At 45.7% G+C, this 25,831-nt stretch carries 18 protein-coding genes, 1 other RNA gene and 1 pseudogene; 12 read left to right on the plus strand and 8 right to left on the minus strand.

Features of this window, described 5'->3' with window-relative positions; translation table 11 throughout:
- Positions 1–142: 142 nt before the first annotated feature.
- A complete protein-coding gene (locus QUA99_RS19180) occupies positions 143–1,153 on the minus strand; it encodes a DUF4349 domain-containing protein (protein ID WP_333239798.1) in 1,011 nt (336 codons plus the stop codon).
- A 442-nt stretch (positions 1,154–1,595) separates the two neighbouring features.
- Here QUA99_RS19180 and QUA99_RS19185 point away from each other — a divergent pair, with 442 nt between their 5' ends.
- From QUA99_RS19185 to QUA99_RS19195, 3 genes are all read left to right on the plus strand, one after another.
- A complete protein-coding gene (locus QUA99_RS19185; RefSeq protein ID WP_333239796.1) occupies positions 1,596–4,061 on the plus strand; it encodes an ATP-dependent helicase in 2,466 nt (821 codons plus the stop codon).
- A 116-nt stretch (positions 4,062–4,177) separates the two neighbouring features.
- Positions 4,178–4,924 (plus strand): dienelactone hydrolase family protein, encoded by a 747-nt coding sequence (locus QUA99_RS19190; RefSeq protein ID WP_333239794.1) that lies wholly within the window; start codon positions 4,178–4,180, stop codon positions 4,922–4,924.
- Positions 4,925–5,030: 106 nt separating this feature from the next.
- Positions 5,031–5,930, plus strand: a complete 900-nt coding sequence (locus QUA99_RS19195; protein WP_333239792.1) for a S1 RNA-binding domain-containing protein — start codon at positions 5,031–5,033, stop codon at positions 5,928–5,930.
- A 142-nt stretch (positions 5,931–6,072) separates the two neighbouring features.
- Here the strand turns inward: QUA99_RS19195 and QUA99_RS19200 are convergent, their stop codons facing one another.
- Together QUA99_RS19200 and QUA99_RS19205 are read right to left on the minus strand one after the other, a co-directional pair.
- Positions 6,073–8,310 carry a polysaccharide biosynthesis tyrosine autokinase gene (locus QUA99_RS19200; RefSeq protein ID WP_333239790.1) on the minus strand — a complete coding sequence of 746 codons (2,238 nt, stop codon included), beginning with the start codon at positions 8,308–8,310 and terminating at the stop codon, positions 6,073–6,075.
- A gap of 21 nt (positions 8,311–8,331) precedes the next feature.
- A complete protein-coding gene (locus QUA99_RS19205; protein ID WP_333239788.1) occupies positions 8,332–9,762 on the minus strand; it encodes an SLBB domain-containing protein in 1,431 nt (476 codons plus the stop codon).
- A gap of 33 nt (positions 9,763–9,795) precedes the next feature.
- Between QUA99_RS19205 and QUA99_RS19210 the strand changes: the two genes are divergently transcribed.
- Positions 9,796–11,151: an O-antigen ligase family protein gene (locus QUA99_RS19210; RefSeq protein WP_333239786.1), complete on the plus strand. Its 1,356-nt coding sequence runs from the start codon at positions 9,796–9,798 to the stop codon at positions 11,149–11,151.
- 276 nt (positions 11,152–11,427) lie between these two features.
- On the opposite strand, the gene QUA99_RS19215 is transcribed toward QUA99_RS19210, so the two are convergent.
- Together QUA99_RS19215 and purD are read right to left on the minus strand one after the other, a co-directional pair.
- Positions 11,428–13,593 carry an ATP-binding protein gene (locus tag QUA99_RS19215; protein WP_333239784.1) on the minus strand — a complete coding sequence of 722 codons (2,166 nt, stop codon included), beginning with the start codon at positions 13,591–13,593 and terminating at the stop codon, positions 11,428–11,430.
- 170 nt (positions 13,594–13,763) lie between these two features.
- The gene (gene purD / locus QUA99_RS19220; protein ID WP_333239782.1) at positions 13,764–15,047 is read right to left on the minus strand and encodes a phosphoribosylamine--glycine ligase; all 1,284 of its coding nucleotides are present in this window, start codon (positions 15,045–15,047) and stop codon (positions 13,764–13,766) included.
- A gap of 337 nt (positions 15,048–15,384) precedes the next feature.
- On the opposite strand from purD, the gene QUA99_RS19225 reads away from it, so the two are divergent.
- Entirely contained in the window at positions 15,385–16,647 is a 1,263-nt protein-coding gene (locus tag QUA99_RS19225) for a 5-(carboxyamino)imidazole ribonucleotide synthase (RefSeq protein WP_333239780.1), read from the plus strand.
- 50 nt (positions 16,648–16,697) lie between these two features.
- Positions 16,698–16,885: non-coding RNA, 6S RNA (gene ssrS / locus QUA99_RS19230), on the plus strand.
- Between the two features lie 249 nt (positions 16,886–17,134).
- On the opposite strand, the pseudogene QUA99_RS19235 reads toward ssrS, so the two are convergent.
- Positions 17,135–18,093, minus strand: a pseudogene (locus QUA99_RS19235) (MrcB family domain-containing protein).
- A 284-nt stretch (positions 18,094–18,377) separates the two neighbouring features.
- Here QUA99_RS19235 and rpmI point away from each other — a divergent pair.
- From rpmI to QUA99_RS19270, 6 genes are all read left to right on the plus strand, one after another.
- Positions 18,378–18,575 carry a 50S ribosomal protein L35 gene (rpmI, locus tag QUA99_RS19245; protein WP_006634164.1) on the plus strand — a complete coding sequence of 66 codons (198 nt, stop codon included), beginning with the start codon at positions 18,378–18,380 and terminating at the stop codon, positions 18,573–18,575.
- A 19-nt stretch (positions 18,576–18,594) separates the two neighbouring features.
- Complete coding sequence (rplT, locus tag QUA99_RS19250) at positions 18,595–18,951, plus strand: 50S ribosomal protein L20 (protein ID WP_006634165.1); 357 nt, start codon at positions 18,595–18,597, stop codon at positions 18,949–18,951.
- 272 nt (positions 18,952–19,223) lie between these two features.
- Positions 19,224–19,754: a tetratricopeptide repeat protein gene (locus QUA99_RS19255; RefSeq protein WP_333239778.1), complete on the plus strand. Its 531-nt coding sequence runs from the start codon at positions 19,224–19,226 to the stop codon at positions 19,752–19,754.
- Positions 19,755–19,992: 238 nt separating this feature from the next.
- A complete protein-coding gene (locus QUA99_RS19260; RefSeq protein WP_333239776.1) occupies positions 19,993–20,370 on the plus strand; it encodes a response regulator in 378 nt (125 codons plus the stop codon).
- Positions 20,367–20,975, plus strand: coding sequence for a chemotaxis protein CheC (locus tag QUA99_RS19265; protein ID WP_333239774.1), 609 nt, complete (start codon positions 20,367–20,369; stop codon positions 20,973–20,975). The genes QUA99_RS19260 and QUA99_RS19265 overlap by 4 nt, the downstream gene beginning before the upstream one ends.
- Entirely contained in the window at positions 20,972–23,167 is a 2,196-nt protein-coding gene (locus QUA99_RS19270; protein WP_333239772.1) for a diguanylate cyclase domain-containing protein, read from the plus strand. Before QUA99_RS19265 ends, QUA99_RS19270 begins: the two co-directional genes overlap by 4 nt.
- Before the next feature lie 372 nt (positions 23,168–23,539).
- Here the strand turns inward: QUA99_RS19270 and QUA99_RS19275 are convergent, their stop codons facing one another.
- Complete coding sequence (locus tag QUA99_RS19275; RefSeq protein WP_333239770.1) at positions 23,540–24,640, minus strand: RNA-guided endonuclease TnpB family protein; 1,101 nt, start codon at positions 24,638–24,640, stop codon at positions 23,540–23,542.
- Positions 24,641–24,709: 69 nt separating this feature from the next.
- A complete protein-coding gene (locus QUA99_RS19280) occupies positions 24,710–25,741 on the minus strand; it encodes a hypothetical protein (RefSeq protein ID WP_333239768.1) in 1,032 nt (343 codons plus the stop codon).
- Between the last annotated feature and the right edge of the window lie 90 nt (positions 25,742–25,831).

The following is a 25,831-nucleotide window of genomic DNA, read 5'->3' on the forward strand; positions in this document are numbered from 1 at the left end:
GGAAGAGAAGACAGAGACGAATAATTATTCCGATGAAGGGCGGATTTGATATCAGCTTTTTAGGAGCAGGCTCTCTGGCCCACTCCATAAGAAAGTTGACTCTTTGTGGAACAGGCATCTTGCCTGTTCTTAACATCAATGACTAATTCGCAGCGGGCGGTTTCGGTTCGGGAGTTGTCGGATCGGAATGCTGTTTCTTAAATCGATTAAAGCCGTAAACCGCAGCCGCAATTAACAGCAAATAAGGGCTGTAAGCCAACAGCCAAATACCCAAACCAAACAAACCGAGCGTCAATTCACCCACAGAATGAGTCGCTTTCCCCCAAGTTTCCTGCACCCGCAAACCTAGAGAAGGTTCCTGAGTTTGTTGAGCCGATACTGCTGCTTCTAGAGTTAAGCTAATAGTTGAATAGGCTACTTGATTTCGCAAACTTTTTAACTGAGCGTCAATGCGTTCGATCGACTCCCGAATATTGCTCAACTCCTGAGCAGCTTTGAGCACGTCGCCGACAGAACCCGATCGCTCCATAATTTTTAACACCATTTCCTCGGATTTGCGGAGGTTCCGCAGCCTAGCCTCGCTGTCAACTAATTGATTGGTAACATCCTCAGCCGTCAGAGCGCGGTTCTCTACAGTTCCGAGTTTTGCCAAAGCGTCTAAAGTAGTTTCTAACCGTTGTTGAGGCACGCGAATCTCCACAGACGCGGTTTGGCGGACACTCGAATCCGGCGGCTTTTGGTTTTGGAAACCCAAGATATCGCCTTGCTGTTTTTCGACAATATTAGTAACAGATTTAGTGCTGGCGTCAATAGATTTGACAACTACACTGAGTTGGGCTTTTTTAATCAGTTGGGGACGGGTTGCGGTCGTTTCTGCTGCTTTTTTTGATGCAGCAGGAGCTTTTGGCCTTTGGGCTGCTGGCTCGGGTGCGGGTGGGGGTGGTGGAGCCGATGCGGCAACTTGGTTTTCACGGCTGCTGGACGAACCTGCGCCGGGTGGAGCGCTGCTGGTTGAAGCTCCTCCGCAGCTAGGCAAAGCAATGGCTGAAGATAAAGTTAAGAATACCGCCACAGCAAAACGAGTTGTGCTGCTGTTGGCTGGGTTTGAGTTGGGCTTGTGCGGGGGGGAATTGATTTTGAGGTGAGTTTTCATTGGGGTGACTCCTCTAAAAAAGGCTTGGGTATTGAATTTTACGCGGATTTTAATTTAAGCTTCAATAGATAGCATTAGTTTAGCCGATACCGAAATGGAAACGGTAGAGGTTGAATACTTGGGGATTTTTAACCGCAGATGAACGCAGATGAAAGCCAATAAATATCGGTGTGATGACCGAAAACAATTTGGTCACAAGTCCCCGCATTTATCCGTGGAGCGATAAAAAAGCTCCTCGCTCCCGCCAGTGCCCGGATTTCTGAGCGGGGTCGCTTTATTCAATCTAAAATCTAAAATCTAAAATCTAAAATCGATTGACGGTTTGGGTTCTGGGCAGAGGCGATCGCAACTAAAGCAACTCGGTTTCTGATACCGTTTGAAAAGGCTGAACGCGACAAATATTTTTCTAATCTAAAATCTAAAATCTAAAATCAAAAATCGAATGACAGATGAATTTGATACTGATTTTATGCGATCGACAACCCAGATCGATCGCCCGGATGTAGCCTCAGCGCTTTCCGAATCAGGGTTTGCCGCAGTTTTGCGAGAACAAGCTTGCCTTAAAATTCGCGAAAGCTTGCGTGCGGGGCAGCAGGACATGGCGGATTGGCAAGGCGGCCCCCTTGCTGTTTCGGCGGTTCCGGGGGCCGGGAAGTCTACGGGAATGGCTGCTGCGTCGGCAATTGCGATCGCCCGCAACCAGCTTCACAGCCGCCGCCAGTTAATTGTCGTGACATTTACGCGATCGGCTGCTGCTAATATTAAAGCTAAAATTCGGGAAAGATTGGCAGAATTGTCTTTATCTCAAGGGGGCTTTGCGGTGCACACTTTGCACGGTTTAGCTTTGAATATTGCGATGCGGCATCCCGATTTGTCGGGTTTAAATTTAGAAAATTCAACTTTAGTTACTCCCACTCAAAGTCACCGATTAATTCGCACCTGTGTAGAACTTTGGATTGCGGAAAATCCCCGCAGATATCAAGTTTTGTTGGAAGGACAGCAATTCGACGGAGAAGAAACGGAGAGGCTGCGGCGACAATCGGTTTTGCGGACGGAAATTTTGCCGCAGGTAGCTAAAACAGTGATTCACGAGGCAAAATCTTCGGGTTTATTGCCCGAACAGTTGTTAGAAATGAGCGCTCTTGATACTGGGGACGGTTATGAGATTTTAGCGGTAGCTGGGGGTTTATATCAAAAATATCAGGCTTTGTTGAGGAGTCGGGAATTCATCGATTACGACGAAATGATTTTAGCTGCTTTGCGGGTGTTGGACAATCCGAGGGCGAGGGCGATCGAGCAAAAGCAAGTATTTGCCGTTTTTGAGGACGAAGCGCAGGATTCTACACCTTTGCAGACTCGGCTTTTGGAAACATTGGCGATCGATCCAGATCGTCCTAATTCACCTCCCAATTTTATCAGAGTTGGCGACCCAAATCAAGCGATTAATTCTACTTTCACTCCCGCCGACCCGATTTATTTTAACCAATTTTGCGATCTGTGCGAAGTAGAGAATAAGTTAGCGACAATGGACGGTGCAGGCCGCAGCACCCAAGTAATTATCGATGCAGCTAACTTTATGTTGCAATGGGTAAATAGCTCAAAATTAGCGGGAACTGAACAGCCTTTTCGCGACCAAACTATTAAGCCAGTACCCAGCCATGACCCGCAGCATAATGCAAATCCTGCCCCCATTGGTCGCGGCTTAGAATTGCATACTCCCCGCGATATTTACCATACAGTTGAGTTGATTGGCAAGCGGGTAATTGAGTTAGTTGAGGAATTTTTACCTGCCGATTTTGAATTCGCAAGGAATGAAAAATCTATCCATTCAGCCACGGAAGCTAGCGAGGGGGAAAATAGCGCAAAATTGCCGTTAGAAAATCTGAAATCTATGGCTATTTTGGTGCGGGAAAACAAACAAAGCAAGTTTATCAAAGAAGTGCTGGAAAATCCTCAAAAGCACGGATTAAGCTTTGATTTGCGGAAATACGGGATTAAAATTGAGGATGTGGGAGAACGCGACAGACATTCTCAAGTGCCTTGGGAAATCTTAACATTACTGCAATTTCTCGATCGCCCCCACTCTCCAGACTACCTGAAAGCAGCATTAAAGATTTTGAGCGATCGGCAACTCATCCCCAAACAAGACTACAATGCTTTTGCTACCAGCCCTGAGCAATTCCTTTACCCAGGCCCGCTAGACCCGCAGCAGTCAGACCCCGTTCGCAAATGCCGCTATTTTTGCTGCGGTTTGCTGCAAGCTACCTTAGAACTGCCGCCCTACCAAATCATTTCATTCTTAGCGTTAGCGCTGCAATACGACCAAACAGAATTAGCCACCGCCGACAAGTTAGCAGAACGGGTAGCAATCCAAACAGCCGGCAACAATTCAATGCGTAATATTTTGGACGTACTTAGCGAAATTGTCAGTTCCGAAAGATTTGAACCTGTGGATGCAGACGACAAAATAGAAGAACGCTATACCAGCAAAGGTCAACTAACAATTATTACCATGCACAAAGCTAAAGGATTAGATTGGGATTGCGTATTTTTGCCGTTTCTGCACGAACAAACCATCCCCGGAAGTTTGCGAGTTTTGCCGCAAACCCGATTTTTAGGAGATTTCACTTTAGCAGAGGTAGCGAGAGCGCAAATTCGAGCAAGTTTGCACGAAAAATATCCTTTACCAAATCTAGGCGAAGCATGGGAACAAGCAGGTTATTTGAAAACAGCAGAAGAGTTTCGACTGCTGTATGTGGCGATGACGCGAGCAAAAAGCTTGCTGTGGATGGCGGCGGAGAAAAAAGGGCCTTTTACTTGGAACAAACCGGAGAATTTGCAGGAGCAAAAACCTTGTCCGGTAATGCCTGTTTTAAAGCAGAGATTTCCTGGTAATGCGATATTGTAAAAGAGATTTTTGTAACGAACCGCTTCGCTAACGCGCCTTCGCGGTTGGTAAAAAAAAAATCTCATTCACAAATGAAATAGAATTGCTATAGAGCAAAATTTGCACTAAAACTCGCTATGGCCAACTCAGAAATTCGCACAGCTAACGTCACATTTCCCAACGGAGATTTGCAAATCGCCGCTTACCTAGCCCAGCCCGCAGCAGAAGGGCAATTTCCCGCAGTTATTGTGATTCAAGAAATCTTTGGCGTCAACTCGCACATCCGCGAAGTTACTGAAAGAATAGCAAAAGAAGGATATGTGGCGATCGCCCCAGCCATTTATCAGCGTCAAGCCCCCGGCTTTGAAACCGGCTACACACCCGAAGCTATCAAAATCGGCAGAGAATACAAAGAAAAAACCACAGCTTCCGAACTTCTCGGCGACATCCAAGCCGCCATCGATTACCTCAAAACTCTACCCTCTGTCAAACAGCAAGGTTTTGGCTGCATCGGTTTCTGCTTTGGGGGACACGTCGCCTACCTCGCCGCTACTTTGCCCGAAATCAAGGCTACAGCGTCGTTCTACGGCGCAGGTATCGCCACTCTCACCCCCGGGGGTGGAACCCCGACGATCGCCCGCACAGCAGACATTAAAGGCACTCTCTACGCCTTTTTCGGTACTCAAGACCCCAGCATTCCCTTAGAACAAGTTGACCAAATCGCCGCCGAATTGCAAAAACACCATATTTCTCACCGAATTTTCCGCTACAATGCCGATCACGGCTTCTTCTGCGACCACCGCGGCAGTTACGACGCTACGGCAGCAGCCGACTCGTGGAAGCAGGTGAAGCAGCTATTTCATCAGCAACTTCAACCAGCTTAGAGAGTGGGAGATGGGGAGATGGGGAGATGGGAAGATGGGGAGAGTGGGAAAATTTTTCTACTGACAAGTGACAACTAAATTACTGACAACTGACAACTAAACTGACATGAATTCCAAATCTACAGGTTCTCAAAGCGCAAAAGCATCCTTTTCAATGGATGATTTTGCTAAAGCCCTCGAACAGCACAATTACGAGTTCCAGAAGGGACAAGTAGTGCGCGGCAAAGTGTTCGAGTACGACTCAAACGGCGCGTATGTTGATATCGGCGGCAAGTCTTCGGCTTTTTTGCCGATCGAAGAGGCTGCTTTGAGAACGGTAACTGATTTGTCGGAAGTGGTTCCGCTGGATGAGGAACGGGACTTTTTGATTATCCGCGAACAAGATGCAGATGGCCAAGTTACTTTGTCTCTGCGGCAGTTACAAATTCAGCAAGCTTGGGAAGATTTAATTGAATTGCAGGAAACTGGAAAAGTTCTTCAGGTGCGGGTTTCTGGGGCGAATAAGGGCGGCGTGACTGTAGATGTTCAGGGAATGCGCGGTTTTATTCCCCGATCGCACTTAGTGGAACGCGATAACATAGAATCGCTGATCGGTCAATCTTTGAGCGTTAATTTTTTGGAGGTCGATCGCGATCGAGAAAAACTCGTACTTTCCCAGCGGATGGCCACTCAATCGAATGCCTTCAAGGATTTGCAAATCGGTCAGTTGGTGGAAGGAAAAGTCAGCAGCATCAAGCCTTTTGGCGTGTTTGTGGACTTAGAAGGAGTTAGCGGTTTGCTGCACATCAAGCAAGTCAGCCAAAAATATATTGATAACCTTGGAAAGCTCTTTGCTCCCGGTCAACCCCTAAAAGCGCTGGTCGTTGACCTCGATGAAGGTAGGGGTCGGATTTCGCTTTCTACTCGGGTACTGGAAAATTATCCAGGGGAAATGGTGGATAAAATGGCGGATGTTATGGATACTGCAGAAGAGCGATCGGAACGCGCACGAAAGACTCTTTCTTAAGTGTTGATATAATTACCACCCCGACTTCTTTAAGAAGTGGGGGTGGTAACAGCGCGATCGTTTGACGTTTAATTAGGTTAATTTATTTATCTGGCGTTTGACATCAACTTTTTACTTCTTTCTTTGGCTATATAACTCCATTTTATCGTCCTTTAACCCCATTAGCTACTACTCCCAATACTTTAAAATCGGCTATATTTAGTTGATCTAAAGCTTTTCTTACCATCCCGCGATCGGTTTTTTCTATTTTTACTATCAGCACTATACCATCAGTTTGAGAAGCTAGTAAATGACCGTCAGCTAAACCAATCAAAGGTGGCGTATCGTAAATTACTAAATCAAATAAGGCTAGGAATTGTTCCATTAAATAGTGCATCTTTCTGGAAGAAAGTAATTTAATGGGATCGGGGGTAATAGTACCAGCAGTGAGGACAAAAAGGTTGTCGTTATCGGGCAATCGCTGGATGGCCTCATTTAAGCTTAAATCAGAAGTCAAAGTATTACTTAAACCTTTAATATTTGATAAGCCAAGGTATGTGTGAAGTTGAGGAAAACGCAGATTAGCATCCACTAATAATACTCGTTTACCAACAGCAGAAGAAGTTTTAGCTAAATAAACTGCTACAGTGGACTTACCCTCACCTCTAACAGTCGAAGTGATGGTTATAGAACTTATCGGATGTTCAGCACTCAATAAGTGAATATTTGTGTATAAGTAGTGAAATGCCTCTATCAAAGGAAAATCTTGGTAATTAGACGCTATTATTCGTCTTGAGTTTGGACTGTTAGAATTTGAACTGACGCTAGTGAATTTAGGTGAAACACTTTCCCCTCTACGGGATTTAATTTTCATTGCTTTGGCGATCGGAATTACTCCCAAAAGAGGACGTTTAGTTGCTGATTTAATTTCTTCTGGAGTATGGAAAACTGTATTTAAAACTTCTACTAGGAAACCTATAGCAATACCTAGTAAACTGCTAATAACGATCGAGATCGCTAAGTGGCGGCGGGTTGGTTTTTCTTTTACTGGATGGAGAGCACCATTGTCATCTCTGACTAATTCTGGTTTAGCTATAATTTTCCAAGCGCTATCAATTTGACCGGCATCTAGTTGTAAAGTTTTTTGTTTACCTAGGAACAGTTTAAGATTATCTTTAGCTAGTTCTAGTTCTAATTGTATTTCGTCATAGCGACGTTGAGCTTGGGGCATTTCATTTATTTTGTCTTGCAGTGATTTTTGGTTATTAGCTAGCACCCCCTCGCGAGCTTCTAACTGTTGTATTTGTGCTTTCATCTGAAACAGAACAGATGTAGCTTCTCTTTGCATTAAATCCCGCAAACTTTGCTGTTTTTCCCGCAAAGATTGAATGGGAAGACTATTTTCATAAAATTGAGTAGAGCTTAAAGCTAATTGCGACTCTATTTCATTTACTTTTCCCATTAAACCTTCATAAGACTTAGGATTAATATCAACAATCCAACGATTATCACCCTTTGCTGAGCGTTGTTTGTATGTTTCATATTGACGCATAGTTTCTGCTGATTGTGCTTCCACTTCTATGCGAATATTAGCCAGGTGATTTATCTGATCTGATAGCAGGCGACTACCTACATCTGGCTGATTAAAGTTATACTTAATTCTTAATGCTTGTAATTCATTTTGTAATTTATCTACTTTCTGCTGGAGTTGTGGTATTTGTTTTTCGATAAAGTCAATCCCTTTAGTGCTAATTCTTAAGCGCTCTTGGCGCATATATTCCATATAATATTTTAAAGTTTCTTCTAACACATATTTGATGCGATTAGAGTCGCGATCGCGGTAACTAATTTCTAATAGTTTAGTACCCGCTTCTTTGCCATCTTGTACAAAAGTAATCCGCTGGATATCCAAGCTGTTAAGAAGATTTTTATAATCAAACCGTGGATATTTTTTTTGCACTCTTTTAAACAAGGGTAATAACACTTCAGGGCTTTTTAAAACCCGCGTTAAGCTTTGATAGTCCACCGAATAATTTTCTTGGGATGAGGATTTCACTTTGCTCAGTTCTGCGATACCCAAACTATTGTCTTGAGCTTGGACAAAGAGCTTTGCAAGCTGATCGTCAGACGTAATCGGTTCTACTAAAACCGTAAATTTTCCTTGGTATTCAGAAATAGTTTTTTTGGCATTCCATAGAATGAAACTACCACTCAAAGTAGCTATGGCGGCAGATACTATGACCATCACCAGAGCGCGACGCTTGAGCACAGCTAGTACCCAATTCATATCAAGCACTTGGTCATCATCTTCTGAGCTACTAGCTAAATAATTAGCGGAGGGAACAGATAGATATTGACCGTCAAGGTCATTTTTGAGGGAAGAAAACAGTTTCTTATCCATAAGACAAATGTTATTTCATTCCTAATTAAGTAAAAGTTTTAGTAGCTCTATGAGTCTGGTGGGAACGAGAATTCCACCAATAATATCATTAGCTGGTGTGAGAACAGTGTTAATGTTGTCTCTCCAGACAGCAGTCCTCGAACGTGCCACTATAATTATGTCATTATCTTGAATAAGTGGGTTGGTTTGAGCATCGATTCCCTGATTCAAATTTATTGGTATTTGGGAGCGGGATATAGTGCCATTAGGATTCAGCCTAATCAGTTCCACAAATCTAGAGTTGGCGCGATTTTGTTTGAAACCACCAGCACTCATAATTGCTTGATTTAAGGTAGTATTAGGAGGTAATTTCAAGGCCCCCGGAGTATTGACTTCTCCGATAATACTCACTTGCACAGTCGCGGAAGCAAAGCTAGAAGTAGCTAGAACAGAAACTTCTCCTGGGTCGATAGCTGTCGCTGTCGGGACAAAGATGATATCCCCTTCTTGTAATATAGTATCTTGAGAAGCATCTTGTTCTTGCAAATATTGCCAAAGGTTGATAGTGCTGATTTGTTGTTTGCCATTTCTCGTATAACGTTGGAGTTGGATTTGGCGAATATCGGCAATTGATGTGATGCCACCAGCTAATTGTAGAGCACGAATGATAGTCGGCTGTCCGTTGGTTCTTTGACCATTTTGGGTATCACCACCTATCGCTACATACCTACCTGGGCGCTTAACCTCTCCAAATACTGACACAGTACGGGGTTGCTCTGCTGGTATAGAAAAATTAGATTCACTAACTTGATTTGTTTCTGCTAAGTTAATTGTTTCTTGAGCGGGAACCAATATTTGATCTCCATCTCGCAACGTTAAGTCTTCGGTGGTTTGACCAGTTTGTAAATAATCCCACAGGTTATAAGTGATAGTTATCTGTTGGTTAGCATTGAGCCGGCGTCGGACAATTACTCGGCGGATATCAGCGCTAGCTCGAATACCCCCAGCTTTTTCTAAAGCTTGAGGCAGCGTGGGAAACTGAACAGACGGTCTAGTTCCACCTCCATTAGCTAGGGGCAATAAGTATGAGCCGGGACGACTTATTTCACCAGACAACCAAATATTGAGCGGGCGGGCAGCTTGTAAGCTGATGGTAACTAAAGGTCTTTTGACGATCCGGCTATAAGCTCTAGTGATAACTTGGGCTGCCTGTTCTAAAGTTAACCCTTCAAGGGAAATACTACCAATAATGGGCATTTGAATAGCTCCCCCAGCGGGAATTTGATACTCCCCACTAAGCTGGGGTACATCGTAGATATCAATTCTAATATTATCTCCACCACCTAGATAATAGTCAGTATTAGTGCTAATTGTGGGGGAGGGGGACTGAGCGAGGTTGGTTTGAGGGTAGGAAAAAACGAACACCAGCATTAGCAGTGGCAGGTGTAAAGCAGGAAGGGTTAGCCATTTCATAGGTAGTAACAAATTTGACTTCGAGGTAAAGCCATGAAAGATATTTTAAGGGTTCCGATGTTTACGTTGATGCTTTTTTGTTTGGTGGCGATCGCCTTTGTAACTATTTATATTTTAGTCGCCCGCCATCCCAAATTTGCTGCCAGATTAGAAAAAATTTTTGTGGGCATACTTTTTTTTACTATCACGAGTAGCTCTGGAGTCACGCCGATGCTTTTTCAAAAACTCCATCCTAACATTTTCTCTAACTTAAAAACTACAGCGCCAACTATTATCGGTCAACTTGCCATTTATTCCGGCATGATTATAATTTTAGTTCCCCGGTTGAGTAAAACCACAAAAAATCTAGTTACTGTAGCTATAAAATGGATTTTAGGAGACGGTTTTTTTTGTTTATTTTTGTTAATGATGACTTTATCTGGGTTGTGGTCACAAACTCCTGAACTTAGTTATCGGGGTATTTTGAGTATGTGGGCAATAACACTGGTTTCTATGTATGTAGGCAAACAATATAGTTGGTTGGAAATTTATGGATTATTGAGATGGCTAAGTTGTTTATTAGCTTTGTGGGGAGTCGTGCAAACAAATCCATCGTCGGACGGCTGTTGGACGGGAATTTTAAGCCATAAAAATCCTTTTTCTTTTCAAATGGCTAACACTGCTTCTTTATGGATTTTATATTCTGTAAAAGAAAAAAAATATCGATACTTATCATTATTTATAACTCTAATAGCTTTAGTAGGATTGCAAAAAGGTTGTAGCGGTGCTAGTAGAATTCTGACAGTGATATTAATCACTTTTTGGGTTTATTTGTCCGTCTTAAAAAGATTACCTGTAAAATGGGCTTTTCTCTGCTTTTTGTTGTTTTTGGTGGGCAGTATATGTATTGCTATTGTGGTGTTAAATAATTTAGAGGCTATTGTTGTGGATGGTTTGAAAAAAGATATGACTTTAACGGGCCGCACAAACTTTTGGCCTTTAATTATTGATAGAATTAATCACAACAGTCCCATATTTGGTTATGGAATGGCAGGATTTTGGCAATCTTGGCGGGGCTTAGAAGACCCAGCTTACGGAATAATAGATGTTAAATCTGGTTTTGTGCCACCCCACTCCCACAATGGTTTTATTGATATACTTTGCGAACTGGGTTGGGGTGGATTGTTGTTGTTTATTTTTTCATTATTTAATAATATCTTTAGAGGTATAAAGTACATGATAGAAGAAAATTTTCCAGAGTCAGCTTTGCCTTTGTATCTATTAACATTTATGCTAATGACTAATATGACAGAAGGGGGATTATTGGCGATTGGTACTTATTGGTGTTGGTATGTAGTTTTATCGGTAAAATTGAGCTTAGATACGACAGCTAAGGATAATAAACACTGATGATGTCAGAATTTTGTCAAGCTGATTAATCGGGAGAGTTGAGTGCGATCGCACCGTTTAGCCTGAATTCTAATGATAACTCAGCAGACACACCTAAAAAAACAGAACGCCTAGAATCCAGAATTCTTAAAGAAGTCTGGGTTCTAATAGCCATCGCGCTTGACGTTGAATACGGTTAATTTACCAGAACTTACGCAACCATCCTATGAATAGGGGCAACCACGGGGGATTTCCCGTAGAACACGCTATATGTAGAAGGCTGTGCATAAGTCCTGTTTACTTAAGATGACTCGAAATTGTTTCAGTCTCCACCTTTGCTTCCACCGGCAAAACATTTTCTATATCTAGTGCTTTTTTCGGTTGATAAACTGCCAAGTCGAACCAAAAAGTTGTACCAACATTAACTTCGCTAACTAAATTAATTTTAGTGTGGTGCTTGTCAATAATGTTTCTGACAATAGAAAGACCTAATCCCGTTCCTTCGAGAGTGTGAACTCGGTTTTCTACCCGGAAAAAGCGATCGAAAATTGCTTGTTGGTCTTCGGGGTCTATGCCAATCCCAGTATCCGAAATTTCGATCCGCACAACCGGAAAAAGTTTGGCATCCGGCGACAAGTTGTGGTTCCCGGATGCGCCGTCTTTGTGAGTCTGCGCCTCCGACTCTAGCAAATACGCTCGAATGGCTACCTTGCCGCCGGACTGCGTAAATTTTAAGGCATTTCCTACTAAATTGGCAAATACTTGCAACAGCAAATCGTAATGACCTAAAGCAGGCGGCAAATACGGGTCAACTTCTTGCTCTAATTCGATGCCTTTATCCTTAGCATTCAACTGATAAGTCCGCAGGGTTTGTTCCACAGCTTGCGGGAGGTCAACAGCTTCCAACTGATAAACTCGGCAGGATTCCAGCCGCGACAAGTCTAACACGTCGTTAACTAAACGAGTTAGTCGATCGGTTTCTCGATTGGCAATTTCCAGAAATTCCCTGCGCTCGCTTTCTTGAAGGTCTTCTCCGTACTCATAGAGAGTTTCAATAAAAGATTTGATATTAAACAATGGTGTTCTCAGTTCGTGAGAAACATTGCTGATAAAATTGCTTTTAGCCTCATTGAGTTCTACTTCGCGAGTGATGTCCTGCACAGTCATCGCAATGCCTTTAAGACTCTCGCGGTATTGCCCGGAATCTTGATTTTTCGAGGTTTCCTCGTAAAAAGTACACTCTACAGCTTCCGGTCGTTCGGACTCGCTACAGTTATTTTCCTCGTCGCGAATGCAGCTTCTGCACAGCGGTTCTGCTCCGGGCGCTTTGTGCAGAATGACAGTAGTTAAAACAATCCGAATTGTACGGTTGACTGGTTCGCCCATCGAGATGCGAAATTCGCCGCCTTCGCGATCGCCCGCCGCTATTTGGTGCAGGGGTCTGGCCAAGTCTTGCTGCACTTGGGAAGGCAAAATGTTCAGAACATTGACTCCGATCGCATTTCTGCCTTCCCATCCAAAAATCCGCCTGCCCGTCGGATTGACTAAAATTACCTGCAAATTCGCATCCAACAACAGCGCCCCGTCAGCAATAGTTGAAACCAAAGTTTCTAACTTCGCTTTTTCCGCTGTCAGCTCTTCAATATTTTGTTCTTCATAACTTTCTAGTTTCTCGGCCATCTCGTTAAAACTGCCAATCAACTCGCCCAATTCTCCCCCCAAAGGCAGGTCAACTCGCTGCTTAAAATTCCCGCTGGCGATGTTTTTGACCCCGAAGACTAATTGTTTAATGGGCTGAGTAATTGTCAGGGCATTAAATACAGCGCCCAAAATTACCATCACCCAAATGGTTACAAATACTGCTAAAGTGACATCCCTAGTCAGATTTGAAGAGATAACTGCGGCGGGATTTGGGTTAATGCCGATCGCCAAAACTCCCAAATATTTGTCTTCGTGAATTAGCGGCACAAATACGTCAGTAACTTCTCCGTCAGGCGTCAAGTGCTGCCGCACTAAAGGCAAAGAAGTTAAATTCCTCGCCTCAATGTCGGCGAGAAAATTATCGGGAAGTTTGATCTGGCGGCGCAGCGTCAGAGAAGTTTCTACCTCAGATTCCGAAAAGGGTATTCCCAGGAAAATATCGCCCGCTTCGTCAGCGTAAAGCATATAGCGGACGCTGGAAGTGCTGCTGTAAAATTGGCGGGAAAAGCGGGCGACTTCGGAGCGATCGTTTTTGGCAATCAGCGGTGCGACATTTGCCGATAACAGCAAACCCAGGTCCCGGCCGTAGCGAGTATCGTTAAGTCGGGCGTCTTGCTGAATAGTATTCACCGCCCAGAATGTCAGGCTGCTCATAATTAACGACACTACGAGGGTAGCACCGGCCATCAGGCGGGTCTGGAGGGTAAAATCCGACCACCAGCGGGCAATAATTTCTCCGATTTTGTTTAGTATGGCCAGCATTTCACCAGTTCACCAGTTCAATATTAAAAGCAAGATCAATTCCGTTGGCTCCCGATCGACTTTTCTGCTGCGACTTGTCAGCTACCGCCACCGCAGAGATACCAAACTTCATTGTTACATTTCTACATTGAGATTGCTTGGCTTTCGGACGGCGGCCGATGTCGCAACTCCTAATTTCGATCCCCCAAAGCTCGGCGACCGATGTCCCGACGACAGTAAACCCCTTCAAATTCGATGCAATCAACTGCTGCATAAGCTTTGGAAATAGCTTGTTCCAAAGTTTCGCCCGCTGCTGTCACGCCCAAAACGCGGCCGCCTTCGCTCACCAACTGCTGCTGCTTCAACTGGGTGCCGGCGTGAAACACTTCTGCTCCTTTGGCTTCAGCCTCCTCAATACCTGTAATAACTTTGCCTTTTTGATAACTTCCAGGATAGCCCCCAGAAGCCAAAACTACGCAAACAGAGGCCCCCGACTTCCAGCGAATGTTGGAATACTCACCGAGACGCTGCTGACAGCAGGCGAGCACCAAATCTTCCAAAGGAGTTTCCAGCAGCGACAAAACGGCTTGAGTTTCGGGGTCTCCGAAACGGCAGTTGAATTCTAAGACTGTGGGTTCTCCTTCGGGCGTAATCATTAAACCTGCGTAGAGTACACCCCGGTAGTCGATGTTGCGTTTTTGCAGTGCTGCGAGGGTGGGTTCGAGAATTTCTGCTTGAATCCTTTCCATGAGTTCCGGGGTGACAATGGGCGCTGGGGCGTAGGCCCCCATACCGCCGGTGTTGGCTCCCTTGTCGCCTTCGCCGATAGCTTTGTGGTCTTGGGCAGGCAGCAACGGTTCCACTGTGATGCCGTCGGTGAGGGCGAGAATCGAGACTTCTTGACCTGTTAAGAATTCTTCGACGACGACTCGGATGTTGTCGGTGCCGAATTCGCCTCGGAAAATGGTGTTGATGGCGCTGTGAGCCATTTTGACTGTGGTGGCAACGGTGACTCCTTTGCCTGATGCGAGTCCGTCTGCTTTGATGACTATGGGGGTTCCTTGTTCCAGAACGTATGCTTTGGCTGCTTCTGCGTCTGTAAATACGGCAGCTTTGGGTGTTGGGATGCCTGCTTCGAGCATCAATTCTTTGGCCCAGGATTTGCTGGATTCAATTTGGGCGCCGGCTTTGGTGGGCCCGAAAATCATGACTTTTTTCTGTTGGAAATAGTCGGCGATGCCTAGCGATAGGGGCAATTCGGGGCCGACGATAACTAATCCGATGTTGTTGACCATCACAAAGCGTTCGATGCCTTGGAAGTCGTCGATGTTGAGCGACAGATTTTGACAGCCTTTGGTGGTAGCTGTGCCGCCGTTGCCCGGTACGCAGAATACTTGTTTAATCCGCGTAGATTCTAGCAGTTTTTTTGCGATCGCGTGTTCGCGACCTCCGTTCCCCACAACCAAAACTTTCACAGTATCCTCACCTATAAATTTTGTTCCCTGAATGTCTGATTTTCAGTGTTTGTACCTGTCTATCTGCTTTTTGCAGTGCTGTCAATTATGCCATGCTTGGCGCTAGGGAATTGCTAGATGTGGCACTTTTCTGGAGGGGTCGGGCTCTACCGCTGTTTCTCAACGGCTGGGATCGTGCAATAATTAAAGACTTTCGCCGCCCAATTTTTCTGGGTTCTGCCTCGATTTAACGATGCAATTAAAACTATTTTCTAGCTTTTAATTGTTCAATTACTGTAATTCATCCGGGGACAAATAGCGATAAAATAGGCAGGTTGACACCAGGAATTTTACTCACATGAAATCAAATCAAACCGCTGCGAGTTCGTCTGCCAAATTTAAGCGGGTGGGCGTTGTCGGCGGCGGCCAGCTAGCTTGGATGATGGGGGATGCGGCTAGCGCGCTGGGTATTGAATTGGTAGTGCAAACTCCTAATGCTACCGATCCAGCAGTTTCTGTTGCTGCTGGTGCTATTTTGGCTGCTGTTGATGATGTTTTGGCTACGGCTCAATTGGCTGATGACTGCGATGTTATTACTTTTGAAAATGAGTTTGTGGATTTGGATGGTTTGCGGCCGCTAGAACAGCAAGGTGTGTTATTTCAGCCGAGTTTGCCGTCGCTTTCTCCTTTGTTGGATAAGTACGTCCAGCGCTGTTATTTACAAGGTTTGGGTTTGCCAACTCCGAGGTTTTGGGAATGGGATTGCAGCGCGGATTTGCCCCTCGAATTGTTTAAGGCGGTGGCGATCGACTTTCCGGCAATTTCTGTTTCTGACAGCGTGCAGATTGCAGGAGACTCGGATGCTGAATCGATCGACTTTCCGTTTGTCGTCAAAGTTCGCCGCCACGGTTATGACGGCCAAGGTACTTTTATTGTTAAGGATCGGGGAAGTTTTGAGTCAATTCGTGCTAAGCTCAAGGGTCAGTCTTTGCTAGTGGAAGAGTTTGTGCCGTTCGATCGCGAGTTGGCAGTAATTGCGGCTCGATCGGCAACTGGCGAAATGGCGATTTATCCGATCGTCGAAACTCAGCAGCAAAATCAGGTTTGTCATATGGTGATTGCGCCCGCTGATATTAGTTTAGATGTGAAAACTGAAGCTTGTGCGATCGCCCGCACTCTCCTCAACAGCTTAGAAGCTGTCGGCGTATTCGGCATTGAATTATTTTTAACCGCTGACAATAAGCTGTTAGTCAATGAAATTGCACCCCGCACCCACAACTCGGGACATTTTACCATCGATGCTTGCGAAACTTCACAATTTGAACAGCATTTGCGGGCAGTTTGTCAACTGCCTTTAGGCAATTCCGATTTGAAATGTGCAGGTGCTGTCATGGTAAATTTGCTCGGCTACGAGTCTGCTGAGTCCGATTATTTAACAAAAAGAAAACAACTGGCACAAATTAGCGGTGGTTTTGTACATTGGTATGGTAAGAAAGTATCGCGTCCGGGCCGCAAACTCGGTCACGTTACTGTAGTGCTCGACGGGGAATCGGTGGCTCAGGGGCGATCGCAAGCACTGGCGATCGCTCAAACCGTTGAATCTATCTGGTATGCAAGTTAAATTGCTCGAAGCTTGCCAAAATCTGGTTAGTTGGTATATATTAAATAAAGGTTCTACTGCGACGTTGGTGACTGCCAATAATGTTTTTTTGATCTATAACTCTTAACTCTCGGGAATCAAGATGTTTGGACAGCAGTAAACTGGGCTTGTACCCAGAAACTTTAAGTCCGAGCCAACGGTACCCACCTGGTAAAATACCAGGTCAAAAGCTGAGGTAAGACGGCGTTGCGGGGAACCATCATAATATTGATTGAGATAGGCGCTGTGAAATATGGCTAGCCTATTTTTTTTTTTTTTGATATAAACGCCTTTACTCATGCTACATCTTCAATTTTTGCCTAAACTCCTCTAGGGTTGGCGTTGGTTTAATGCGATGAATCATACTATAGCAATCCTAAATGATTTAGATAAATTTGTAGGGGTAGTGCCTTTCTTTGCCTACCCCCTATCTATCGGGCAACCGGGCGTGGGATTGCCCCTACAATAATTATGCAAATGATGCGAGGATTGCTATATGGCAATTTGAGCATAGGACAGTAAAATCATTAAGCGGATCTAGTTTAATCTTTGCCCCAATTAAGTTGGAAATTGGAACATTATGATGAGCTTCTATGTATCCTCTGCCTATTTCTCCGTATCGAGACTCAAAATTAAAATCGCAAGCTTTACAGATACATCCTTGCAATTGCTTAACTTTTCTAGATAGCGTCTGATTTCGTTCTGTTACTCGATGAAGTCTATACTTTGTCGCATCTTCAAACCATTCTCTTTCTGCTTCATTGTTCTTAGCCTCCTTCTTCAAAGAAACCTCCTTGAACAAATCAGAATCAGCCTCCTCATTCAAAGAAACATCCTCAAACAGGGAGAAGTAAATTTCAAGCATTTTCCTAACATCGCCTACCAGCTCCTTGTCGTCAGGAAGCGATCCCCTTGAATAAAACTTCGAGGCTATGTTTCCGGCTTCATACGCAATTCCCAGCCTTCTAGAAGTAGTTTCCTTGGGGATCGAATCAAGCTGAAGATCGAGAGGTTCTGAAAATTCTCTGAGCTTGTCAGAACCAAGCTTATCTTTAAATAGTTGTGCTTGATCCCTTACCATGTCCCTCGACTTCCCAAGTCCGAACTTCTTTCTTTTATCTGCTATTCCTTGATTGAGAGAAAGATAAACGCCAGAGAAGTCGGCGCGAAATAAATAAACACAGTAAAACCCCGACTGGACACTCTAGTTACAAGCTTGTTAAATATTGCTATCCAAGGAACTTTAGCCCAAGAACCATTACCTGCTGAAGCTTTTACGGTATAGATTTCTGGTAATTCTAAGGAAGCACTTATTGATGTCGGCACTAGATTTCTGACATAACTAGCAAACGAATGTTCCTTGAAGTTGTCGCTACTGACCAATGGATATTCAAATATGATTTTTTCAAGGGACTCTCTCAGCGCCATAACCAATAATTAATGTTGCATCTTCAATTTAATTATCGTGCCTCACCAGCAGCTTTTAAATATTAAACCCTGCCGATTACCTCGGGTATAACTATTAATTATACCGCAACGGCGGTCTAAGATTCTGTGTCGGCGTCAACTGCTGCAAAGAACCGCAAGATGAGCCTCACGCGCATCCTGTGTATCGGAGCAAATGCAATGCCGCCCGCCACCGGCAAATCTCCCTTGCAGAAAGTACCAAAAACGTGGTACGGTTGAAGCTTGTGTCCAAATAACACCAGTCCATGCCAAAACTCAAAACTCGCAAAGCAGCCGCAAAGCGCTTTAGAGCGACCGGCAGCGGTAAAATTGTGCGCCGCAAAGCTTACAAAAGCCACTTGCTACAGCACAAAAGTTCAGCTCGCAAAAGCCGTCTCTCTAAGCTGGTCGTCATTGACGAGACCAACGATGCTAACGTGCGGTTAATGCTTCCATACTTGTAAAGTTTAACGGAAATTAAAGATGACACGGGTAAAACGCGGTAATGTCGCCAGAGCGCGCCGCAAAAAAATTCTCAAATTAGCCAAGGGTTTCCGAGGCGCACAGTCGAAACAGTTCCGCACAGCTAACCAACGGGTGATGCAGGCCCTGCGTAACGGTTATCGCGATCGCAAAAAACGCAAACGCGATTTCCGCCGCCTGTGGATTGCTAGGATCAATGCCGCATCGCGCCAGCACGGCACGAGCTACAGCAGACTGATCGGTAACATGAAGAAAGCCAACATCGAAATCAACCGCAAAATGCTGGCACAGATGGCGATTATTGACCCCGCAACATTCGGTAAAGTCGTGGAAATGGCTAATCGAGCCGGAGCCTGAAAGTTCGCTTGATTTTTAGAAGGCAGAAAGCAGAAGTAAGAAAGATTTAACTGTCTGCCAGAGAAGGAAAACTCCTGATAAATCTATGAAATTCAGACAAACTTTCCTTCTTTGTTCTTACTTCTGAATTGTTGCTGATTCAGAAATGGCGATCGGGCTGGTAGCTCGCGCTTTTCGTGTTTTTTATACAGTTGCAAAGGCAAATATCAAAGATTGCTAGCGGATTAAAATAAATAAAGCCTTCCACAGACCTACCTAATTTAAAAAAAAACATGGATAGTAATTTGCTGATTGTTTACTTGTCAGTCCTGCTCGCTATACTCGGCAGCACTTCCTGGTTTATTGTGCGCCAGATTCTCAAAACTAGGAAGCTGGAAATGTCTCTGGAACGCTTAGAAAATAAGCTGACTGCAGAAAAAGGAACAGCACAGGAATACTACGAATTAGGAAGTATCTATGCAGATAAAAAGCTTTACTCCCAGGCGATCGTACTGTTTCAAAAAGCCCTGAAAGCCAAAGATTTAGAAGGCGAAGAAAATCAAGCAGCTATTTACAATGCCCTCGGTTTTGCACACTTCGGTCAAGAACAGTACGACATTGCGATCCGCCAGTACAAAGAAGCCCTAAAGTTGCAGCCCGAATACGTTACATCTCTCAATAATCTAGGTCACGCTTACGAGCGCAAGAAATTAACAGCTCAAGCCTTGGAAATGTACGAACAAGCTCTCGCCTGCGATCCTGAGAATGCCACTGCCAAACAGCGAATAGAGTCCCTCCGGAAGCGTTTGGTAATCTATAATTGAGCATCGGTATTAGGAGCAATACAGATACCCCCAAACCTGGTTTCATTCCGAAACCGGGTTTTTTCTTCCCATAGTCAAAGATACTAAACTATCCAACACGTTAATGCGTTAGTTTTGAAGAACAGGAATTCCGAGTCAAGCTCGATCGCAGACCGTCCCAGCAGTTTAAACTGCTGTCAAAATAAAAGCAGTACCTGCAACGGCGATCGGTCCTAAACAATTGAAGGAGGAGAACGTAGTGACATCAATTCTCGTTGTCGAAGATTCGTGGTTGACTCGCAGGGTAATCTGCAAAATCCTGCGAGCAGAAGGATACGAGACTTGGGAAGCATCGAGCGGCCCGGAAGCTCTAGAACTGCTAGGCACTAAAACCCCAAACTGTATGCTCTTAGATTTGCTGATGCCGGAAATGGAAGGTCGGGAAGTCCTGCAAGCCATGCGCGATCGAGGATCTAAAATTCCAGTCATCGTAATTACCGCAGACATTCAAGCAACCACCCGCTCCGAGTGCATCGAACTCGGAGCCGTCGCAGTCATTCACAAAATGCCCAACTCAGAGGAACTGATCGGGTGGATCGAAAAAGCTATCAGTGCCAGCGAGGAGAGCACCCCATGAAATTAAGCGCTCGACAGCTCGATGCTTTGCAGGAACTCGTCAACATCGGGATCGGTCAAGCAGCAGGGATTTTGAACGACATGATCGAGTCTCCCATTCGCTTGCAAATCCCCTTGCTCCAAGTCCTGTCTCCCACCGACGTGCAACAAGAGTTAGAGATTCACCTCAACGGCGAGCAAATCGCCGCCGTCCAGCTCAAATTCACAGGCTCCTTTGGAGGCATTGCTCAGCTAGTCTTTCCTACCAACAGCGCGGCCATGCTCGTTACCATGCTGACAGGGGAAGAGGTTGGAACTCACGACCTGGATTCAGTCAAAATTGGTACGCTAAGTGAAGTGGGAAATATTGTGATCAATGGGGTCATGGGTGCAATTAGCAACGTACTTCAGCAACGCCTGAACTACTCAATTCCTAATTACATGGAAGGGACGATCGCTACTTTGCTGACATCTGGCGGTTTAGCTACTGATACAGTTGTTTTATTAGCCCAAACCCGTTTCATTATTGAAAGGCTTCACATTGAAGGAGATATCATCCTCATTTTCAATGTCAATTCCTTTGACACCTTGTTGACGGCTATCAATCAACTTGCCGGGGGTCTATGATCGAGGAGAGCAAAACTATCAAGGAAAAGTTTGGGGTTCTCGACAGCGTACCAGTCGGTGCCTGCTTACTGCGAGATGATTTTGTGGTGCTGTTTTGGAATACTTGTCTGGAAGAGTGGACAAAAATTCCTCGCAGGAAAATATTGGGAACAAAGATTACAACCCATTTTCCTCACCTGAGTCAGCTAAAGTACGCAACTCGCTTCAAGCAAATCTTTGCAGGAGGCCCGCCAACAATTTTTTCTTCTCAAATTCACAAACACCTGATTCCGGCAACTTGCCAAGACGGGCAGCAGCGAATTCAGCAAACTACTGTGACTGCTGTGCCGGCCCTGGAGGCTGGCGTTGCAGAACAGGAGATTAGAGACTGGCTTCTCCAGACTCTTGAGTTAGAACCAGACGGTACTTTCGGAGTCGGAGAACCAACAAGTGCTTTTTTGTCTGGGGAATATCGACCCTCAGTTTCGTCATCAATATGGCCGGGGGTCAATTCCCCATCGTTCTACGCGCTGCTGGTGATTCAGGACGTTACCGACCTCACGCACCGCATCCAAGCTTACCGGACTCTGCGGGATCAGGCTTTAGAGGAAGTGAAAGTGCGTCAGCAGGTAGAGGAAAAATTGCGGTCGAGCCAGCTTTTCATCCAGCAGATTGCTGACGCGGCCCCTTACTTGCTCTACATATACGATTTGACCCAACGGCGCAACGTCTACGTCAACGGTCAAGCTTCTAAATTGCTCGGCTACACTCCTCAAGAAATTTTACAGATGGAAATGGCTTTGTTTTCCAGTTTGGTGTACCCAGAAGATTTGGAGAGGGTGGAAGCGCACCTGCAAAAATTTCCCTCGGCCCAAGACGGGCATATTTTGGAGTTGGAGTACCGACTGAAACATCGCTCGAGCGAATGGCGCTGGTTTCGCTGTCGCGATCAAGTGTTCGCCCGCACAGCCGACGGCCGGCCCAAACAAATTTTTGGCACCGCTCAAGATATTACCGAGTACAAGTGGGCAGAGGATGCGCTGCGGCAGCAAAACGAACGAGAACTGCTGATGGCGACGATAACTCAGCACATCCGCGAGTCTCTGGATTTGGGCGAAGTGCTCAACACGACTGTGACAGAAGTGCGCCAGTTCCTTCAGGCCGATCGAGTGATGATCGTCCGATTCAACTTCTATACGGGGTGTCTGTGCGCTGCACCCGCGACGGGGGCGGTGACGGTGGAATCTGTAGCTCCCAACTGCCGGCCGATGCTGGGAGAAACCCTGGAAAATTTCTGTTTTGACGAGTTCTATCTCGAAGCGTACCAACATCGGGCGATCCGACCCATCGCCGATGTATGCGCCGCCGATTTGCCACAAAATCAAATTGACTTGCTCGCACAATTTGAGGTGAAAGCTTATTTGGTGGTACCGCTAGTGCAAGGAGACGAGTTGTGGGGGCTGCTGATGGCCCACCAGTGCAGTCCCCGCCAGTGGATGCAGTTGGAAGTAGAGTTGCTGTCTTCTTTGGCCACACAGTTGGCGATCGCGATCAAGCAAGCAGAACTCTACCAGCAGTTGCAAGCGGCCAACCTCAAGTTAGAGCGCTTAGCCACTTTAGACGAACTCACGCAGCTAGCAAACCGCCGTCGGTTCGATCAGTATTTAGAAATGGAGTGGCGCAGACAGGCGGGGGAACAAACGCCTCTGTCCCTGATTCTGTGCGATATTGATTCTTTTAAAAGTTACAACGATACCTACGGGCACCCAGGGGGAGACGAATGTTTGCGGCAAGTCGCCGGGGCGATCGGCAATGCAGTCGATCGCCCCGCCGATTTAGTAGCTCGCTACGGAGGCGAAGAATTTGCCGTTATTTTGCCAAATACCCCAATTCAAGGGGCGGTGCTGGTAGCCGAACACATACAGCTCAAAATCGCTGCTTTGCAGCTTCCTCACGCTGGTTGTCAGGTGAGCCCCTACGTCACTGTAAGTTTCGGCGTAGCGAGTATTGTTCCTGCATCTGAATCTGGGCCCGAAATTCTGATTGCCGCAGCCGACCAAGCGCTGTATCAAGCTAAACGACTCGGGCGCGATCGTATCCAACTTTACCAGCCCGACCCTGCTTCTGGCAAGCCGAACGGGACAGTCACTCCGCTGCTTCCTGTGGATTTTTCTATACCCAATACTAATTTGCCGTCTCCCACAAGCGCTTGACTTATTCCCATATTTGTGCATATGGAGTAGTTACGAGCTGTCCTGCAGGAGTAAAGTGGACACCGGGGATATTTTCACTCCCAGGAATGTCAGCCACGGATTTTCAATCAATGTTATTCATATAAGAACGATGCTACGGGACACCCGCTAAATTATTTGAAATTTTTAGTAATTTTGTAAAAAGTCAAAAGTAAGAAAGGTGTCAGTAAAAACAAGATTTTTTACTTTTTACTTTTGACTTTTTACATATCGAGTATTCAACTCAAAACTGCTTCGTAAAACTTACCCAAACTTAACTAAAGTCATCTTTAGCTCTAATTCAGAACTCACTTCCTGCGCTGTTGGGTGGTCGGCCATCCCAAGATAAGCAGGCTATCCCCCAATAGCCTTGGGTTCCCAATTCAAAATATTTAAACTGGCATTGAGATCTCGATCTATTGACACGCCGCAAGCAGGACAATCATAAATCCTCACTTGCAAAGGCATATCTTTTTTATGCTCGCAATTGGCACAAATCTTAGAACTGGGGAACCATCGATCTACCAGCACTAAGCTCGCTCCATACATTTTGCACTTATACTCTAGATGTCGCCTGAATTCGTAAAACCCTAAGTCCGATATTGCCCCTGCCAACTTGTGATTTGCCAGCAATCCTTTAACATTCAAGTCTTCAATCTTAATTAGATTGAAAGTTTTCGCTAAATAAGTCGTTAACTTGTGAAGGAAGTCTTTACGAATGCAGGCTATCCGTGCGTGAAGCCTGCCGATCTTGTTGTAAGTTTTGCGCTGATTGTTTGAGCCTTTTATTTGCCTTGACGCCTGGCGCTGCAACCGTGCCAGCTTGGTTTTCGCTTGCTTTAAGGGATGCGGCGCATCAAACACTTGACGGTTTGATAGGGTGACAAAAGACTTAATACCTACGTCAATTCCTACAGAACTTTCAGGTTGTTGAATCGGTAAACGTTGGGCATCAACGCAGAAAGAGACGAACCAACGATTTCCTTCTTTGGAAATGGTAAAAGTTTGAGATGCAAACCCGTGCGGGAGTGGTTCGCAAAGCCGAAAATTTCCCAGAGTGGGAATCTTGATAGTATTGCCAGCTTTTAGTAGAACTTTCCCATTAGAAGAATCAACCGTGAATGATTGCCCGTCTCGGCGGCTGGCAAATTTTGGATGGCCTGCTTTCCCCAAGCGATACCGACTGAACGCTTCTTTCAAGTCAATCAAAGCGTTTTGGTAAACTCGACTGGACAACTGGTTCATCCAAGCGCATTCAGGCTGTTTCTTGACGTGATTGGTAAGAACTTTCTTGACGGAGTTGATGACTTTTGAGTCGGAAAACTCACCTGCACCGTACATTTGGACTCGCAAGCTCAAACCCATGTTAAATACTACACGCCGAAATCCTGCGTGTTTTGCCATCAAGGTCGCTTCTCTATTATTCAATTTGAGCGCTCGCTTGACGGCAAACACAATAAAACCTCCTCTCGGTAACTAACTGTGGATAAGTTTAACAAACTATTTGGCACTTAAGTCCGACTCTTAAGGCGCTGCCGCCGCCCTGCGGTTGGCAACAATCAGATTAGCCTGATACTCTGCCGCTTTTTGCTGAGCCTTTTGATAGTTCGGGCTAGTTGACGGCACTGCTCTCATGAGCCCAACCGCTTTCTGCCACTCGCTTGCTACTGCAATCCACTCATTTTGAGACTGAGCCGTCTGGGCTAAAATTGCTGCATTCTGAGCTTTGTTCACGGCTTCCCTCCAAGAGTCAGGCTTAGGCGCGGCCGCTTTTGGTGCAGGAGAGGCTGGCTTGGGCGGCCCAGATGCCGGTGCAGCTTTGGGTGCTGGAGATGTCCCCGGAGCTGGGCTTGCGGGTACTGCAGCATTGGGAGTAGCTGCGGGAACCCCAGAGGCGGCCTGTGGGGTAGCGGGAGATGCGCCCGGAGAGGATGGGGTCGCTTTAGACGCGGGAGATGGGGCTTTCGGGGAGGGGGAAGCAGCTTCGGGGGCCGTCGGTTCTGGGTTCGAGCCGAAGGGGAAATTGCCAGTAAAGAAAAGCCCTGCGATCGCCGCCAGAGGCACTAAGATACCCACAGGTATTACCCATTTGGGGAATTGTTTTTTCGGAGGCGGGGTTTCCTCTTCCTCTTCCTCTTCCTCTTCCTCATCTCGATCGAATTCTCCTTCTTGATAATAGTCTTCGCCTTCGGGCTCGACATCATCTAAACCTACAGAGTCGTCAGGCATTCCACTCTCGGAGGCGTAAAGCCTTTGCTCTGCGGGCATCAGATCGATTTCATCTTCCCACGCAGGCGAGCCGTCACCTGTTCGACGCCCGTAAACCTTTACAGTGTGAATTGATTCGACTCCCAAATTCGTCATCCCGCTGCGGATGAAATCGACCAATGCCATTTGACTCGGTACTTTGTCTGACTCCAGAATTATGTGGAGGCAGCCGTTGTCCCGCGTCACATCGGCGTTGATGCCTTTGGGTTTGAGTGTACGGTTGATGCTAGATGCGATCGCTTTTGGATCGCCCTGCTTGAGAAGTTCCCGCAGGTTCTGTTGTGTCATGGGTAGCGCTCTTTTGGGGGGGGGTGGAGAGCCGGCAAATAATATTAACCGATCGGCGTTCGGCGGCGGACAATATGTATTTACCACATT

Origin of the sequence: Microcoleus sp. F10-B2 (assembly GCF_036704965.1) — a bacterium.
Taxonomy (GTDB): Bacteria; Cyanobacteriota; Cyanobacteriia; order Cyanobacteriales; family Microcoleaceae; genus Microcoleus.